The organism is Olivibacter sp. 47 (assembly GCF_030372825.1).
Classification (GTDB): Bacteria; Bacteroidota; Bacteroidia; order Sphingobacteriales; family Sphingobacteriaceae; genus Olivibacter; species Olivibacter oleidegradans.
Window position 1 is genome coordinate 278,268 of the sequence record NZ_JAUCNR010000001.1, and the last position, 16,291, is coordinate 294,558.

Consider the following 16,291-nt stretch of genomic DNA (forward strand, 5'->3'; position numbering starts at 1 on the left):
GCTATAATTTTATTTTTAAACCACCGTTAACGACGAACCCATCGAGCGGTGCATATATATCACGGAATATTGGCTTTGTAACCGTTCCTGTATAGATACTGTCAAATCTAGTTTGCCGGGTATCCGTAAAGTTCTCAAAATTGACAAAAAGAGAGAAGCGTTCCCATATCTTTTCGGCCATAAAGCCACAGGTCCAATAGGGTTTTCCCGTGGTACCGTCATTGAGGGCCTGACGGCTATAATAATAGGCTTCCAGTCCAAGTTTCCATTTATCCTCGATCTCATACATGAGGACATTATTCAACCGGTGGCGGGCAGTCAATGGATTCTCCCGCTTTTGTGTTCCTTCACGGAGCCAGGCGTCGGTAAAGGTATAACCGATGAACAGTTTGAAATCACCGTAGCCCAGCCTTACATTCGTCTCCCAGCCCTTTGTATCCACATAACCGTCTGCATTTACCAGTTGCACCGTTCCCGAACCGCTAAATTCTGTAAGTAATGGATCATTGATACGGGTATAGAAAAAGAGCTGGTTTACGCTCAGGCTTATCTTCTCGAAGAGCGTAGTCCTATAGTTGACGTCATAGCTTGCCCCATAAGACCGCTCCAGTTTATTTGCCTCCGGACTGATGGGAAGAACCGAACGGAACTGAATGCGCTCTGTTTCTTCGGTGAATATGGTCGGTGTTTTATAGCCCAGCCCTCCACCCAAACGGGAAGTTATATGGGGGGAGACCGTAAAGAACGCAGAGATCCGTGGCAGGAACACGAAACCGTAATCGATCACATAATCCCCGCGGATACCCGTTTCCAACTGCAACCAATCCGTGGTCTTAAAAGTATTCTGAACAAATCCTCCGAATGTATTCTGGTCATAGTCCCTTTTCTGAAAGCCATCTTTTGGATATTCGCTGAAATTGTCTGTGTAGAGATTGATACCTGCTACCCAATCTGCTCTTTCGCCGTTGTTGTTGTAGGCGACCTCCGAATAGGTTGACCATTGTTTTCCGTCAAATACATAGTCAGGAATAGTTATGGTTCTGTTGAAGTTGTTAACTGAATTTTTGATGGTCAGGCCACTTCTTTCTGTGAACCGGTGATCTAGGGAAAACTGGGTGGAGAACCGGCTGCTTTTGTTCTTTTCAAAATAGCTGTGGACATTATCACCTTTCCCTTTTATGAAGAGGATATCTCCACCGGTACGGTCTTCAAATATGGTATTTAACCCAAGGCTCATGGTTGTTTTCGGGCTGAAATAGACAAATAGCTTTGGATTGACCACATATCTTTCCGTTTTGGGTATGGCGGTAAAACCAGTATTGGACGGATCATAGGGCCTGCTGGAATTACGGGATGCAAATACCGTGAGACCGACCTTTTCAAACCTCTGTCCATAAAAACCATTGATGTCCAGTCCTCCGGCAGAAGTTCCGTTCAGCAGGAAACGGAGTTCTCTTTCCTCCATGGGCATCTTTGATACCAGGTTGACAAGGCCGGCAATGGCTCCGCCACCATACAAAGTAGAAGAAGAGCCTTTGATGATCTCCACCTGCTTCAGGTCTAGCGGTGGCGTCTGCAACAGGCCGAGGCCGCCGGAGAAACCCGCATATAAGGGGAAGCCGTCTTTGAGTATCTGGGTATAACGACCATCAAGTCCCTGGATGCGGATGCTGGAATTGGCAGAGGTGGCCGAGACCTGCTGCGTTTGGATACCTGTGCTTTCATTGAGCATCATACGAATATCTCCCGGCTTCATATTGCCCTTCTCTTCCAATTCTTCCCCTCCGATAAATTCAACACGCGTGGGAATGTTCTGTATGGTACGGGTACTCCGGGTCGAAGAAATAACTACTTCCTCCAGGTCCTCATCCGTTGCTTCAAGATAAATGGTAACAGTATCGCTGGGACGGGGAAAATCAAGTGTATCCCTTTGCTCCTCATAACCTAAATTCCGGAACACGAAAACATGCCTTCCCTCGGATATACCTGTAAGGGAAACAGCACCGTTTTCATCGGTTGTTCCACCTTTGCTCGTACCGAGTTGTAATACCGTGGCGCCCGCCAGTGGTTCTTTTGTATCTGCATCTTTTAGTATGGTTGTTAATGTATGCTGGGCCATGCACAGGTTTACTGTACAAAGCCATAGTATCAAGCCTATAACTTTATTCATTCTTAAATCTTTGTATGTAAATGTAAATATGCCGCCGTAAAGGCAGCGATCAGCGTAAAACCGGAAGATATTATGCGGTTTTGGGAGGTTGCCAGATTGTCCGGGAAAGTTCCAGTAATGGGTATTCCTGATAGGAGAAATGTCGTTGGAAAATTGGCGGCAGTTCTTTGATGACCGCCATTATGGCATTTGACAGAACTGCCCCGATACAGGTACCACATGCGAAAAAAGGTGAACAGGGACAGACCGATCTATGGTTGCGCTCTTCAGCAGGCTTTTCCTTTTTGGCTAAGCTGTAAGTATCATCAATGCAGCAATTATCTTCCGCACCACAGGGTACAGCGGATAAGACAAGTACATAGATGGAAAACAAATAAACCAGCCATTTCATGTCCCAAAGATAAGGAAGTAAGTGAAATAATGCATGGTAGCTATTAACATAAAACCGGGCATAGAAAAAAAATAATCTAAAATTCCGCATCTTTTTCTTCCATTCTCCGTCATCCTTCAAAAAATTAATAGTTATGACTGAGAAAATGAAAATAACCATCTACGAAATGGGTGATGCTGTTCTACCAGTTTGGTAAATTTGCCGGAATCGGAGTTTCTCTTGCTTTGAAAGTGAATCTCGGAAAAGACGGTTTAATAATTGTGAATTCGTTCGCTCATACAGAAACATAAAAAAATCCATATATAGACAAAATTTCGTATATTTGCATATTATTAAAGTACGGTTGATTTGATACCATTTTTAAGCAAAAAAATCGAGCTTTAGGATAGGTTGTTTTATTTTGATGCAATTTGAAACGTGCCCTATTTCATGCCCTTTTAAAAAGAATGGGTATTAAATAGTTTAAATACAGATATTTAGAGTAGAGGGGTGATCGTTCTGCCACCCCGACAGCTAAAAAGCTCTTGCGAAAGCAAGGGCTTTCGTTGTTTATAACGAACCGAGTTTACTCGGGTGAGTAAATAAACAACGAAAGCCCAAGCACGGAGTGCGAAGCTTTTTGGCTGTCATCTCCCCAATTCAGGATCACCGAGCGGAGCGAGGTAATCCTGCAGCGAACCAAGCCTGCTTGAGTGAGCTATAAACCACAATGCCCAAGCACGGAGTGCGAAGCTTTTTAGCTGTCATCCTCCCCTTTTCAGGATCACCGAGCGGAGCGAAGTCCTCTTTCAAAAGACCATGTCTCTACAAACACACCACGAACTTTTAAAATAATTTCTTTTTTTCCATTTTATTTTTACTTTTGCATAACTAGTATAGACTAGTACAGAATAGAATACGCTAACCTATACAATGATAAAAGTATAATACTGATGTAATGTACCTACAATGAACCTAATGTCGCAGTGGGCGTAAAGGACCCCTATTTACAAATTATAAAACCTGTTAAAAATCATGATTCTAACTTTAAAAAGATGGTATTGTGCTATAGCAAGCACAAAAGCAGCGTTCGCTTTCAGTTTGCTGCTTTTATTTGGAACTGCAACTTCGGCACAACAAATGAAAATGACCGGAAGCATCTTGGACAGTCTAACCCGCGAAAGCCTACCGGGTGTTTCCATTAAGGTAAAAGGCAGTACAAATGGCACAGCATCAAACGCGAACGGGCAGTATTCCATCACTGTAGCTCCAGATGCTATTCTCGTAATTACGTATATTGGTTATCAACCTAAGGAATTACGTGTTTCAAATGCGGTTTCCGACATCTTACTTCAACCGCAAGGGTTTGAGCTGGAAGATGTCGTTGTTGTCGGAACCCGAATAAAGAAGAGCGATCTTACCGGAGCCATTGGATCGATCAGTGAAAAACAACTAAAGGAAATTCCAACAACCGATCTTACAACTGCCATGCAAGGAAAAGTGCCCGGTTTATATATTGCCCGTTCCAATGCCACACCGGGAGAAGATGTAACGATCAAAGTGCGCGGTACCAACTCAATCTCTTACGGTACCAATCCCGTTTATGTAATTGATGGTATTGTAGCGGAAGAAGGTATTCGAATGATCAATCCGGATGACATTGCGTCCATAGAAGTTTTAAAAGATGCCTCGTCTACCGCTTTATACGGATCAAAGGCATCAAATGGTGTCATTGTCATAACTACAAAAAGGGGGCAGCAAGGGGAAGGAAAAGTTAGTTACAGCGGTTTTGCTACCATAAGCAACTATCAGAATCGCATCAAATTATTGGATGCCCGTCAAATGTATGATCTACGTATAGACGCTTACGCAAATGCCTATATGGATGAAAATCCGAATGCTGATCGCCAAGCTTATATTGATAATTTCTTAACAAAAACAGATATAGCAGGCGCAATCTTTTCTCCGGAAGAATTATACAATGGCCAGAACAACATCACCAGTGATTGGCTCGATGCTATTACACGAACCGGCCTGGAACAGAACCACTCATTAAATTTTTCCGGTGGCGATAATAAATCGAACTACTTTTTGGGATTTTCATATTCGGATAATAAGGGTGTGCTTGATGTATCTCGTTACAAACGGATTAGTGGCCGTTTCAATTATGAGCGACAAATCAAGTCGTGGTTAAAGGTGGGTACCAATACGAGTATTTCGCGCGGAGATAAAAATCGCTTGGATGCAAACGCTTATTCCACCGCCTTAATGGCCAATCCTATGCAAACGATTGATACCGATCGGTTGTATATGGCTTTCCAAGGCGTATCACAGATGGGAAATTACAATCCTATATTAACGAAAGATTTGCTTAGTGAGGAAATACATAGCCGGATTTTAACAACCAATTTTTTAGAGGCCAAGCCCGTGGAAGGGCTCAATGTACGCACATCCTTATCCGCAGATATTTATAATAAACAAGATAACAGTTATATTCCGAGCAATATCGGTCAATCCATGCGCGACAATTACAATGGAAGGGGTTGGCAATGGCGTGGAGTTACGGAGTACTGGCAATGGGATAATTCGATCAGCTACGATAAGTCCTTTGGCAAGAACCGTCTTTTTGGATTAATTAGCACAAGTATGTCAAAAACGCGAACCAATGCCATTGATATGACCGGTTATAACTACCCTACTGACATATTGGGTTATAAAGGTATGGGATTGGCCAGCGACCGCGAACGTAATACTATCAACTCCGATTATGTAACCAACACCCTGGCTTCCATTATCGCTCGGATCAATTACTCATATGATGGCAAATACTTGTTAACTGCAACAGTGCGCCGCGATGGAAGTTCGCGATTTGGAGATGGAAACAAATGGGGCACCTTTCCTTCCCTATCGCTCGGTTGGAATATGCGAGAAGAAAGCTTTCTAAAAAATGCAAGCTGGTTGGATCAATTGAAATTGCGAGCGGGTTTTGGCTTGCTGGGAAACCAAAATATACCAAACTACACTTATATGACCATCTACCAACCTGCTTATTCGAACGGCGTTGTCGGATTCACTCCGGAAGATAACCGATTCGGTAATCCAGCCTTAAGATGGGAAAAACAAAAACAATACAATGCAGGTTTCGACCTGAGCATTTTAAACAATAGGCTATCCTTCACCGGTGATGTGTTTTATATGCGGAATACGGATCTGCTAATGCGTATGGCCCTTTGGCCGTCGTTCGGTTACGATTATCAAATTGCTAATGTAGGAGAGCTAGCTAACAAAGGTTTGGAATTCAGTTTTAATGCCTTAGTTATCAACTCCAAAGATTTTCAGTGGCGTATCTCAGGTAATATTGCACACGATAAAAATACCGTTAAAAAGTTGGTCAATGGTGTCAACGTATTATGGAACGGCGGTAACATTATGGCACGAGACGGTAATTTATTTGTTGGGCAGTCGCTTAACACCTTCTATACATTTAAGGCCGAAAAAATCGCTCAACAAATGGATATGGACCGCATTAACGGTATGACCTTTTATAACGGTTACATTGTACGGCCGGGAGATATTCTGCCAGCTGACCTAGACGGCGACGGAAAAATCACAGCCGAAAATGATATGGCAATCGTCGGCAAAGCAGATCCTAAATTTTATGGTGGCTTCAACACCAACATTGCTTATAAAACCTGTCCCTCAACGCGGTATTCACCTATTCTTACGGGCAAAAAAGTTTAATGGGCAATGGGATGCGTTAATGGACGGTTCTGCCAGCTTTACCCCTGCAAGTATCGATCAACTTAATCGTTGGACCCCTGAAAATACGGATACGGATGTCCCTAGAGCCTATCGCGGAAACAAATTTAATCGATTTGGATACGGCTCTACCGATTGGGCGATGTTAGATGCCTCTTTTATACGTTTAGCGGCATTGAACCTAACATATAATTTTCCTGGTAAATCAATAGGTCCTCTAAGCAATCTGAGTATTTATGCCTCTGGAAACAACCTCCTGCTCATCACCCCATACAAGGGGTACGATCCCGAAGCAGGTGAAGGCTATCCATTAACACGCAGTTTTACTTTGGGCGTTAATCTATCATTCTAATGCTTAGACCACTTAAATCTAAATACAACTCATTATGAAAAAGCACTTATTATATACCGGTATATTACTGGCAACGCTGTCTTTGCCTCTTAGCTCTTGCAACAAATTTTTGGATGTAAAACCTGAATCCAAAATTCAGGATGATGCCATTTTTGATAATATTGAGAATTTAAACGGCTATATCCTGGGGCTTTACAAGGATTGGCGCGACTCGCACAAAAATCGGATCGAACTATATGCAGGCACTGATGAAGCCAACATGGGAGGCATACAATGGCGGGATAATAATTTTCGCAAAGGATTAGAAACTTACCTTGATGGTATGAACAGTACCAATGGTGGTATACTCGATGTATGGAAAAGTCGATTCCGTATCGTAGCGCGTGCGTCTAGCGCGATATCCGCCTTAAGCCCGAATGAAAGTAGTCAAGATAACGCTTTCAATCTCCGTTTAGGTGAAGCCTGTTTTTTACGAGCTGTCAATAATTTCGAGCTCGTACAGATGTTTGGTGCTATCCCCCTCACCGGAACAGATATGGGCGGAAAACGACAATCAATTGATTTAGTTTATAAGTCCATAGAAAGCGATTTACAAAAGGCCATTCAGTATTTGCCTGATCCGGCGGATCCTAATTATACCGATTTAAGAAGAGCTACACGTGCCATAGCACAAGCGATACTCGGCAAAGTTTACCTTTATGCGCCGGAATCCTCCGGTTTCAGAGACTATACAAAAGCCGCAGAACAATTTGAAAAAGTCTATAACAATCCCTACTTTGGTGGTACAGGAGCAATCAATTATAGTACGATTTATGATGCCCATCAGCAGAATTCGACCGATTATAAAAGAGAAATGGTGTATGCTTTCCAATTCAGTAATGTGAGCGGCGATATGAATAGCATACAATGGGATATGGGTTCAAGACCGGTAGCGAGTATGACGGCCGTAGAGGCAACCGCTTTATTTGCAGGCTTTGATGGAACCATGCCAAGTGAATACTGTTATAAGCTACGATCGGAAGGAGGTGTATGGGAAGAAGGCGATGTGAGACGAGCCGAGAGTATACGATATGATTTTACCTGGGATGGCAAAAAACCATCATTAACGGGCTATGTTTGGGGCGATGAGCTTGATCCCCATGTAAAAAAATATGAAGACACACGCACGGTAGAGCAAGGCCTCAGCTCCTACTATAGCGGCAAGAATGTCCCATTCGTTCGCTTTAGCGATGTTGCGTTATGTTATGCTGAATGCTTATACAAGATAGGCAGACAAGGAGAAGCTATAGAACTAATCAATAACGTCGTCCGTAAAAGAGCTTTCGGAGGTAACCTTCCGACAGACAAAAGATGGGGCATGATGGGCGAAGAAGAGTTTATGAAAAACCTGATGGATGAGCGGATGCGCGAACTCTGTTTTGAAGGCTGGCGCAAATTCGATTTATTACGCACCGGATTGCTAAAGCAATACGTACAGGAAAGAAATCGTTGGGTTTCGGGTATGTATAAAGGAAACAGAATCAGCGAACCGGTGACCATACCGGATTTTCGCCTTGTTTGGCCAATACCTTTAGATGAACTTCGACAAAATCCGGATTTATCAGAAAGCGACCAAAATTCAGGGTATTAATATAGCAAACAGACCATATGCAAATCATAAAGTATTTATATAGCTTCAGCTTCGCTGCTTTATCATTCTTTTTTACGACAACAAATGTGGTGGCTCAAACCACAGCAGATTACGTTGTCCCGTTTGGCGGAGAGAATGAACTGATTATTCATAGAAAATCGGGGTCATTCTCCATAAAATATAAGAGCACAGCTATTATAAACGAAGCTGGAATTTCTTTTCTAGCCAACCAGAAGAAATACACTAACACCGATTACAGTAACTACGAAATACAACAACAGCAAATAAAAGACGAATTGGGGAAAGGTGTTCAGATTAAACTTACCGCAAAAGCACCGGGGCAACCAACGGTCAACCATTATTTCTACTGCTATCCAAACCGGGAATTTATTTTGACGCAATTGGAAATAATGGACCAACAATTATTGACTTCCAACCAGCTCATACCCTTATATAGCAAGCATGCACAGCTCCTACACGGTGAAGATGTTAGAACGCTATTCGTACCTTTTGATAACGATACATTTATCTCTTACGACGCAAAACCTATCAGCTTGAATGCACAAACAAGTGCAGAAATAGGCGTTGTGTTTGATAATCAATCTCGTCACGGATTGGTTGTTGGATCCTTAAACCATATGAACTGGAAAACCGGCGTGAAAACTGCCGGTCAAAAAGCCTCTATTCATGAACTCGAAATATGTGCTGGTTACAGCGACGTAAAGGTGACCAGAGATTCCATGGCGCACGGAGCAATCAGTGGCAAAACGATACAATCGCCGAAAATTTTCGTTGGTTATTTTTCGGATTGGCGAGATGGCCTGGAAATTTACGCAAAAGCAGGTCGATCGGTTGAAGCGCCCTATATTAAACCTTGGGCCAAAGCTACACCCGTTGGTTGGAATAGCTGGGGCGTTATCAAGGAACATCTCAGCTACGAACAGGCGACCCGTGTAGTTGATTTTTTTGACAAAAAAATTCCATTCTTTAGAAATAATGATCAAACCGCCTTTATCGATCTCGACTCTTTTTGGGATAATATGGTGGAGGGTGGATTCTCCGGTGATTTTTCCCAATTAAAGGAATTCGTTGCTTATTGCAAAAAAAGAGCGCTGGAGCCCGGGGTTTATTGGGCACCATTCACCGACTGGGGCTTTAGAGGAGATTCTAACAGGGTAGCGGAGGGGGGTAACTATAAATTTTCAGACATGTGGACGAAAACCACTAAAGGTTACCACGACCTCGATGGCGGCAGAGCACTTGATCCCACCCATCCCGGCACACAAGCCCGAATCGCTTATGTTATTAACAAACTTAAGGAGTGCGGATTTAAGATGATAAAAATCGACTTCCTCGCACATGCCGCAGCTGAGTCCAGTGGTTTTTTCGATAGCACAATAAGCACCGGTATGCAGGCATATCGAGTTGGAATGGAATGTCTATCAAACCATCTAGCTAACAGCATGTTGGTATATGCAGCCATCTCCCCTTCTTTAGCAACAGCGCGCTATGCGCATATGAGACGCATAGCCTGCGATGCTTGGAAAAGTATTAAAGATACGGAATACACGTTAAACAGCGTCAATTATGGCTGGTGGCAGACTTATCAATACGATTATATCGATGCAGATCATTTAGTTTTCGAACAGGAGAGCGAAGGGGCTAATCGTGCACGCCTAATCGCTGGTTTGATTACAGGTTCGGTTATTTTAGGTGATGATTATTCAAAGCCTGCGCATTGGCAACAACGGATCATAAAATGGCTCCAAAGTGCTGAAATTAAATCAATCATACAATCCGGGAAAGCCTTTCGTCCGGTAGAAGGGAACACTGGGACAAAAACCAATCCCCTATTTATCCGCTCTGATCAGGCCGGTACCTACCTTGCCGTATTTAACTTCGACACCGAGGCTACAACTATTCATCTCGACACGGAGCGGGTTGGTTTAAACCCCAATAAGACCTACGTATTTAAAGAGGTATTAAGTGGCCAAGAAATGAAACTAAACAAGCAGATGGACATCGCATTTGAAAAAGAAGGTGCTTATCTTTACAAAATCAGTGCTAAGTAAATACTAAATGATACAAAATATGCCTTCCAATCGGTCACCTATTTTTGAAAAAATACATTCATTAGAAAAAATTCAATCGCTTTCGAAGCATGAAAAACTCATTCAAGGTGTTTTGGATGCTATTGATGACGAATGTCTATATGCAAACGATCCATTACCTTCTGTTAATACAATGGTAAAAGAGCTGGGCTACGCGCGTGAGACAATTGTGAAAGCTTATAAAGAACTGATTGAGCGAGGTGTCATTGCCTCGAAGAACCGGAAGGGTTATTTTGTAATCAGTAAAAACACCAAACAAAAGCAGAAGATCGCCTTATTGATGTACGCTTTTGACACCTTTCAAGAAACTTTATACCAACATTTAAAGATCAATCTGGGCGATGATGCCCAAGTTGATCTTTATTTTCACCATAACAATCCGGATGTGTTTGAAGCCATTTTTCATCGCATTGTTGGGCATTACGGCTTATACATCATTGCCCCTATTCCGTCTGAACGGATTAAAGAGCTTTTGTTGAGTATTCCTCCCTTTAAATTGCTGATCATCGACCGCCTTATTTCGCTGGGAAAAGACTATTCTTATATCGTACAAGAGTTTCAACACACCTCTTATCGCATATTTAAACAACTGGAAAGCAAGTTATCGACTTATGAGGAGGTTATTTTCTTCTTTAGAAAGGACACCGCCGAACCGCAGGATATTTTGAAGTCTTTTAAAAAATTCTTAAAGGAGACCGGAATCAAGGGTAAAGTCGAAACCAGCTATAAACCGGGTACGATACAGAAAAATAAAGTATATTTTACGATCCATAATCCTGAACTGTACGCGATCCTTAAAGACGTAATGGACAAGAAATGGGAACTGGGGAAAGACTTGGGGGTGTTGGCACATAATGACGATGTGATTAAGGAGATCTTGGCAGGAGGTATCACAACATTTTCAACGGATTTTAAGAAAATGGGCGAACTTGCTGCTACTTATGCTAAAGATCGTGAACAGATTCAACTTGTTATTGAAACGGAATTATATCAAAGAAAGTCATTGTAAATAATGGAGGCCTTTGTCAGCTTTGGACTATGCACCTTATTGATTGCTTTTATTTCATGGTATAAAACGAAATCAACTAATTTACGGACTGTAAAAGGACTCTTACTTGCAGGAAAAAACAATGGTTATTTGATCGTTGCAAGTTCATTGATTCTCACCAATCTTAGCGCGAATCAATTTATCGGCGAGAATGAGTCGGTATACCTAAATAACCTATCTGTTATGGCATGGGGTATTACCTCTGTAGTTGCCATGCTCCTGGTATCTGAGTACTTTCTTCCCATCTATTTTAAAGGAGGAATGATTACGACGCCGGATTTTCTAGCAAAGCGTTATGACGAGGATACGAAGCGACTTGTTTCCATTATCTTTCTTTTGAGCTATACGGTAAATTTGCTACCACCGGTATTATATGGTGGTGCGGTGGCATTAACAGGGATGTTTCATCTCCCAAGCTTATGGGGAATCAGTTATTGGCAATCTATATGGCTTTTGGTATGGCTTTTGGGTTTAATAGGAAGTGCTTACACTATTTTAGGAGGATTACGAGCCATCACCATATCGGACACGCTTTTAGGCATAGGCTTGTTGTTGCTTGCTATTGTACTACCTTTCTATGGACTTCGTTATTTAGGCAAGGGCGACCTCGCACTTGGTTTAACGCTTCTTTTAAGCAAACACACGAGCCATTTAAATGCTATCGGCACGGCTCAAGATGCCGTTCCTTTCAGCACAATCTTTACAGGAATGTTATTGGTCAATCTTTATTATTGGGGAATCGAGCAATACATTGTCCAACAAACCTTTGCTGCTAAAAATTTAAAAGAAGCTCAAAAAGGAATGGCACTCGCTGCATTGAGCAAATTATTTATGCCTCTTTTAATTAATCTGCCTGGCTTAATAGCCGTGCATTTATATGCAGGCGTTGAAAATACCGCATCAATTTTCCCCCAGGTAGCAGCAGATACGCTTCCTAATACACTATTGGGCATTACGACAGCACTTGTTTTCGGTGCAGCGATAACTACCTATAATGCAGGATTACATGGAAGCAGCACGCTTTTTGTTATGAATCTCTATTTACCCTATTTAGAAAAAAAACATAAAACACCAACAGAAACTCAATTAGTAAGAACTGCCAAACGTTTTGAATTGCTATTATCGATGATCGCGATGATAACCGCTCCCTTTATTCTCTTTGTTGACAGCGGATTCTATACCTATTTACAGCGAGTAGCGGGACTTTTCAGCATGCCTATTTTCACCATTATTGTTGTTGGCTTTATAAACCAAAAGGTCCCACCCATCGCTGCAAAAATCGGCTTGCTCTTTTTTATGGTTGCTTACTTTATATGCGAATATATCCTCGTATTGACGATACATTACCTACACATTCTAGCCATCCTCTTCTTACTTACAGTCTTCATCATGATCGCTATCAGCTTCTGTTATCCATCAAAAAACACGAAAGCGATTTCAATCAACCTCTCCCATAGCCTCGTCGTTCCATGGAAAAACCGGCACATTGTAAACGTTGTCTTACTCATCCTGATGGTATTGATTTATATCATCTTTTCTCCTTTCGTACTGGCATCCTGATTCCATGATTAAGCCATCAATTTAATCAACTGAATTGGGGTTACATAGTTGATGCTGAAGAGACAGGTATTGCTTCGGAGTCAATTGCGTGAAGTGTTTAAAATCGCGTATTAACTGGCTCTGATCGTAGTAAGAACAGTGTTCTATCAGTTCAAACCAGTTAATTTTTCCCTTCCTTTTTAGTTGTTGTTCCAGCCATTGAATCGCTTTAAGAAAACGATAATAACGATTCAACTCTTTGGCGCTATAGCCTAAGATTTTCTTATGTTTTAACTGCAAGTTCCGCTCAGTTTGCCTGGTTTCTCTAGCTATCTCTTGAATAGGATTGAGCCAGGTATGTGTTTCGTGAAAAGTCAACATGTGGGCAACATCCTGGTCATTTATACGAAGATAGGGTTCACAAAACGCCAGTAAGTACCGGATCCGTTCCTCATTGGATTTTGCCTGGAGTTTCAACGTCAGTTCCGCGAAGCAACTATCCGTTAATAAATCATCCGGATGCATAAAAAAATGATCGATTAGTGCTCTTCCAAAAAAACGATAAAAAGCATCGCCTTTGAAATTTATGACCAATAGTTCAGTGCCCGGAGCCAAGGTATAATCAAAGGCTCTTTTTATGGGGCCTAAGACAAGACAAGTATTTATAAAGCGTGCAATGGCTTCACCCACCGATAACGATACTTCTCCGCCAAAACAAAAGACAAGCACTGTCTGATAATTGGGTAACAGTGTTTTTGTAAGGGATTCGCTGCCTATGTTAGCGGCATAGTAAAAATGGCTAAAAACAGGTTGGAATTTTTCCGACACTTCTATCCGCTCACTGATATAATCAAGTCTTTCAGTCATTTAAGAAATGATCAATTAAAAAATTGGAACAACAAATACGAGTAAATATGCGTATTTTTCTAGCATATAATAAACAATATATGAAAGTATTTACTACAATTGGCTTGCTTGTGCTTTCAAACGCCTTTATGAATGTTGCCTGGTATGGTCATCTAAAATTTTTCGCCAAGTCGGAAGGCAACACGGCATGGTGGCTTATCATTTAGTCAGCTGGGGTTTAGCGTTTTTCGAGTACTGCTTTCAAGTACCGGCTAATCGGATCGGTTTTGAACAAAATGGAGGTCCGTTCTCTTTGGTACAACTAAAAGTATTACAAGAGGTGATCACCTTGGTCATATTCATGTTATTCTCCGTTATTGCATTCAAGAATATCCATTTTACCGGCAATCATTTTATCGGTTTTGTATTTCTTGTACTAGCCGTTTACTTTATTTTCAAAAAGTAATAATTTATGCTTAGTTTTAAATGCTATTAGAACCCTGAATTATATTCAGACTCTTATCACATTTTATTTGTTGGAATAAATGAGGAACGTACTATCCAGACGATCCTTTACTAAAGGTCGTTTTGGACATATTTGCGGGGAGGAAGGCGGCGGCATCCATGCACTATCCAAACATCTATTTGCTGCAACCGGTGCCGGCAGCAGATCTTACGACTTGGAAAAATCTTGGAATATGGTTATCCCACTAAAACAAGCATAAGGCCTGTTAGATCTTGTATTGTTCAATCTTTCTGTATAATGTCGCAATACCAATATCGAGTAAACGAGCAGCTTCCGCTTTATTTCCGTGTGTAAAAGCCAATACTTTTTGAATATGCAGCTTCTCCATGCTTTCAAGCGAAAAATTCGAAGATACCGTTGTATGCTGCAATTCGGGATGACGAACTTCGTACGGTAAGCTATCAACATTCAATACCCCGCTTTCATCCAGGATGACGCTGCGTTCGATAACATTTTTTAGTTCCCGAATATTTCCTTTCCATGGATAATGTTCCAAAGCCTGCAGGTAAGTGTGGCTTAATTTGACGATTCGTTTATTCGTTTTCAGGGCAAAAACTTCAGCAAAATTATTGGCAAGCAAAGCGATATCCTGCTTCCTTTCTCTGAGTGGCGGTAAAAAAATAGTAAATACCGAAAGTCGATAATAAAGATCACTTCTGAAAGTCCCTTTTTCAATCTCGTCTTCCAACTGTCTATTCGTAGCGGCAACAATACGGACGTCTACTTTTGTCGGCTTTGTTTCTCCAATTTTTAAAAATTCTCCCATTTCTAAAACTCTTAACAATTTAGCCTGTAAGTCAACAGCCATCTCTCCTATTTCATCTAAAAATAACGTCCCGCCGTTTGCTTCCTCAAATAATCCCTTTTCATCTTTCAATGCACCTGTAAACGAACCCGCTTTATGACCAAAAAGTTCGCTTTCTAACAATTCTCTTCCAAAAGCAGCACAGTTTAGAGCCACGAAGTTTCTCTTATTTCGATTACTGGCTTGATGGATTGCTTGTGCAAACACTTCCTTGCCTGTTCCTGTCTCGCCTAATAGCAAAACAGTTGTATCTCCCTGAGCTACTTTTTTACCCCAATTAATAGCATCTATAATGGCAGGCGATCTCCCAATAATACTATCAAAATTATATTTCTTTGCGACCTGCTTTTCCAGCTGCTGTACTCTTTTTGCAAGCTGAGCTTTTTCAAATGCACGATGTAACAGGGGTATAATCTTATTGTTATCATCTCCCTTAGTGATATAATCAAATGCACCATTTTTTATAGATTGTACACCGTCCGCAATATTCCCATAGGCTGTTAATAAAATAATTTCAGCAAAGGGCTGCTTTTCTTTGATACTTTCTATAAACTCCACCCCATTACCATCCGGCAATTTGACATCGCAAATCACTACATCAAACTCTTCACTTATGAGTTTTTTTCGAGCGCTTTTTAAACTATCTGCTTGTACAACTTCAAAACCTTCCAACGCAATAATGCGAGCCGTAAGCTGGCGGAGCTTTTCCTCGTCGTCAATTAATAATACATGCTTCACTTTCGAACAATTTAATTGGATACGGACAAATGGGATTGTCAGTTATCCTATCGAACAAACTTAGAGAAAATTGGACCATTCCCCAACATCCATAAGAATATTCGATTAAAATAGTAGTTCGCTGCTTTATCGGCACATGTGATGCGATCGTCGGGAAATCTATTCGGGATTGAGAGAAATCATTTTTATATACGATTGACAAGACATTAACGGGCATTGTCAGCATAAAAATGTTCACTTATTATACAAAAATCGTGAAAAAAAAAGAGAACGCAGCGCAATTGTTCTCATAAACCTAGCGTCTTGTAAAAAGAAGAACGCGAATCTCGATCCAATTCATTAACACACTTGCGGTGAGGCAACTATGTATCTTTATTGTAAAGATGTGCGAAGTAAA

11 protein-coding genes and 1 pseudogene are annotated in these 16,291 nt (G+C 41.4%); 8 read left to right on the plus strand and 4 right to left on the minus strand.

What is annotated here, in order from left to right; genetic code table 11:
• Position 1: 1 nt before the first annotated feature.
• On the minus strand, positions 2 to 2,170 hold the full coding sequence (locus QT327_RS01180; RefSeq protein WP_289551705.1) for a TonB-dependent receptor: 2,169 nt from the start codon (positions 2,168 to 2,170) through the stop codon (positions 2 to 4).
• 70 nt (positions 2,171 to 2,240) lie between these two features.
• Positions 2,241 to 2,681 (minus strand): hypothetical protein, encoded by a 441-nt coding sequence (locus QT327_RS01185; protein ID WP_289551706.1) that lies wholly within the window; start codon positions 2,679 to 2,681, stop codon positions 2,241 to 2,243.
• Between the two features lie 894 nt (positions 2,682 to 3,575).
• Here QT327_RS01185 and QT327_RS01190 point away from each other — a divergent pair.
• From QT327_RS01190 to QT327_RS01215, 6 genes are read left to right on the plus strand one after another with little or no spacing between them, the layout of a single operon-like run.
• Positions 3,576 to 6,281 carry a SusC/RagA family TonB-linked outer membrane protein gene (locus QT327_RS01190; RefSeq protein ID WP_289551707.1) on the plus strand — a complete coding sequence of 902 codons (2,706 nt, stop codon included), beginning with the start codon at positions 3,576 to 3,578 and terminating at the stop codon, positions 6,279 to 6,281.
• Positions 6,199 to 6,651 carry a hypothetical protein gene (locus QT327_RS01195; RefSeq protein ID WP_289551708.1) on the plus strand — a complete coding sequence of 151 codons (453 nt, stop codon included), beginning with the start codon at positions 6,199 to 6,201 and terminating at the stop codon, positions 6,649 to 6,651. The genes QT327_RS01190 and QT327_RS01195 overlap by 83 nt, the downstream gene beginning before the upstream one ends.
• Positions 6,652 to 6,685: 34 nt before the next feature.
• Complete coding sequence (locus QT327_RS01200) at positions 6,686 to 8,281, plus strand: RagB/SusD family nutrient uptake outer membrane protein (RefSeq protein WP_130855366.1); 1,596 nt, start codon at positions 6,686 to 6,688, stop codon at positions 8,279 to 8,281.
• 17 nt (positions 8,282 to 8,298) lie between these two features.
• The gene (locus QT327_RS01205) at positions 8,299 to 10,353 is read left to right on the plus strand and encodes an alpha-amylase family protein (protein WP_130855365.1); all 2,055 of its coding nucleotides are present in this window, start codon (positions 8,299 to 8,301) and stop codon (positions 10,351 to 10,353) included.
• A 7-nt stretch (positions 10,354 to 10,360) separates the two neighbouring features.
• Complete coding sequence (locus QT327_RS01210) at positions 10,361 to 11,401, plus strand: GntR family transcriptional regulator (protein ID WP_198140281.1); 1,041 nt, start codon at positions 10,361 to 10,363, stop codon at positions 11,399 to 11,401.
• Positions 11,402 to 11,404: 3 nt separating this feature from the next.
• A complete protein-coding gene (locus QT327_RS01215) occupies positions 11,405 to 13,000 on the plus strand; it encodes a solute:sodium symporter family transporter (RefSeq protein ID WP_289551710.1) in 1,596 nt (531 codons plus the stop codon).
• 21 nt (positions 13,001 to 13,021) lie between these two features.
• Here the strand turns inward: QT327_RS01215 and QT327_RS01220 are convergent, their stop codons facing one another.
• Entirely contained in the window at positions 13,022 to 13,846 is an 825-nt protein-coding gene (locus QT327_RS01220; RefSeq protein ID WP_289551711.1) for a helix-turn-helix domain-containing protein, read from the minus strand.
• 128 nt (positions 13,847 to 13,974) lie between these two features.
• On the opposite strand from QT327_RS01220, the pseudogene QT327_RS01225 reads away from it, so the two are divergent.
• Both QT327_RS01225 and QT327_RS01230 read left to right on the plus strand, forming a co-directional pair.
• Positions 13,975 to 14,291: pseudogene (locus QT327_RS01225) on the plus strand (DMT family protein).
• A gap of 79 nt (positions 14,292 to 14,370) precedes the next feature.
• Complete coding sequence (locus QT327_RS01230) at positions 14,371 to 14,550, plus strand: hypothetical protein (RefSeq protein WP_130855363.1); 180 nt, start codon at positions 14,371 to 14,373, stop codon at positions 14,548 to 14,550.
• A gap of 6 nt (positions 14,551 to 14,556) precedes the next feature.
• Here QT327_RS01230 and QT327_RS01235 read toward each other — a convergent pair whose 3' ends face one another.
• The gene (locus QT327_RS01235) at positions 14,557 to 15,894 is read right to left on the minus strand and encodes a sigma-54-dependent transcriptional regulator (RefSeq protein ID WP_289551712.1); all 1,338 of its coding nucleotides are present in this window, start codon (positions 15,892 to 15,894) and stop codon (positions 14,557 to 14,559) included.
• Between the last annotated feature and the right edge of the window lie 397 nt (positions 15,895 to 16,291).

What these genes read in the sequence shown, in the direction of transcription:
- QT327_RS01195 (WP_289551708.1), top strand. Translation starts at nt 6,199, where the DNA reads ATGGTGGCTTCAACACCAACATTGCTTATAAAACCTGTCCCTCAACGC.
- QT327_RS01205 (WP_130855365.1), top strand. Translation starts at nt 8,299, where the DNA reads ATGCAAATCATAAAGTATTTATATAGCTTCAGCTTCGCTGCTTTATCA.
- QT327_RS01220 (WP_289551711.1), bottom strand. Translation starts at nt 13,846, where the DNA reads ATGACTGAAAGACTTGATTATATCAGTGAGCGGATAGAAGTGTCGGAA.
- QT327_RS01215 (WP_289551710.1), top strand. Translation starts at nt 11,405, where the DNA reads ATGGAGGCCTTTGTCAGCTTTGGACTATGCACCTTATTGATTGCTTTT.
- QT327_RS01190 (WP_289551707.1), top strand. Translation starts at nt 3,576, where the DNA reads ATGATTCTAACTTTAAAAAGATGGTATTGTGCTATAGCAAGCACAAAA.
- QT327_RS01230 (WP_130855363.1), top strand. Translation starts at nt 14,371, where the DNA reads ATGAGGAACGTACTATCCAGACGATCCTTTACTAAAGGTCGTTTTGGA.
- QT327_RS01200 (WP_130855366.1), top strand. Translation starts at nt 6,686, where the DNA reads ATGAAAAAGCACTTATTATATACCGGTATATTACTGGCAACGCTGTCT.
- QT327_RS01210 (WP_198140281.1), top strand. Translation starts at nt 10,361, where the DNA reads ATGATACAAAATATGCCTTCCAATCGGTCACCTATTTTTGAAAAAATA.
- QT327_RS01180 (WP_289551705.1), bottom strand. Translation starts at nt 2,170, where the DNA reads ATGAATAAAGTTATAGGCTTGATACTATGGCTTTGTACAGTAAACCTG.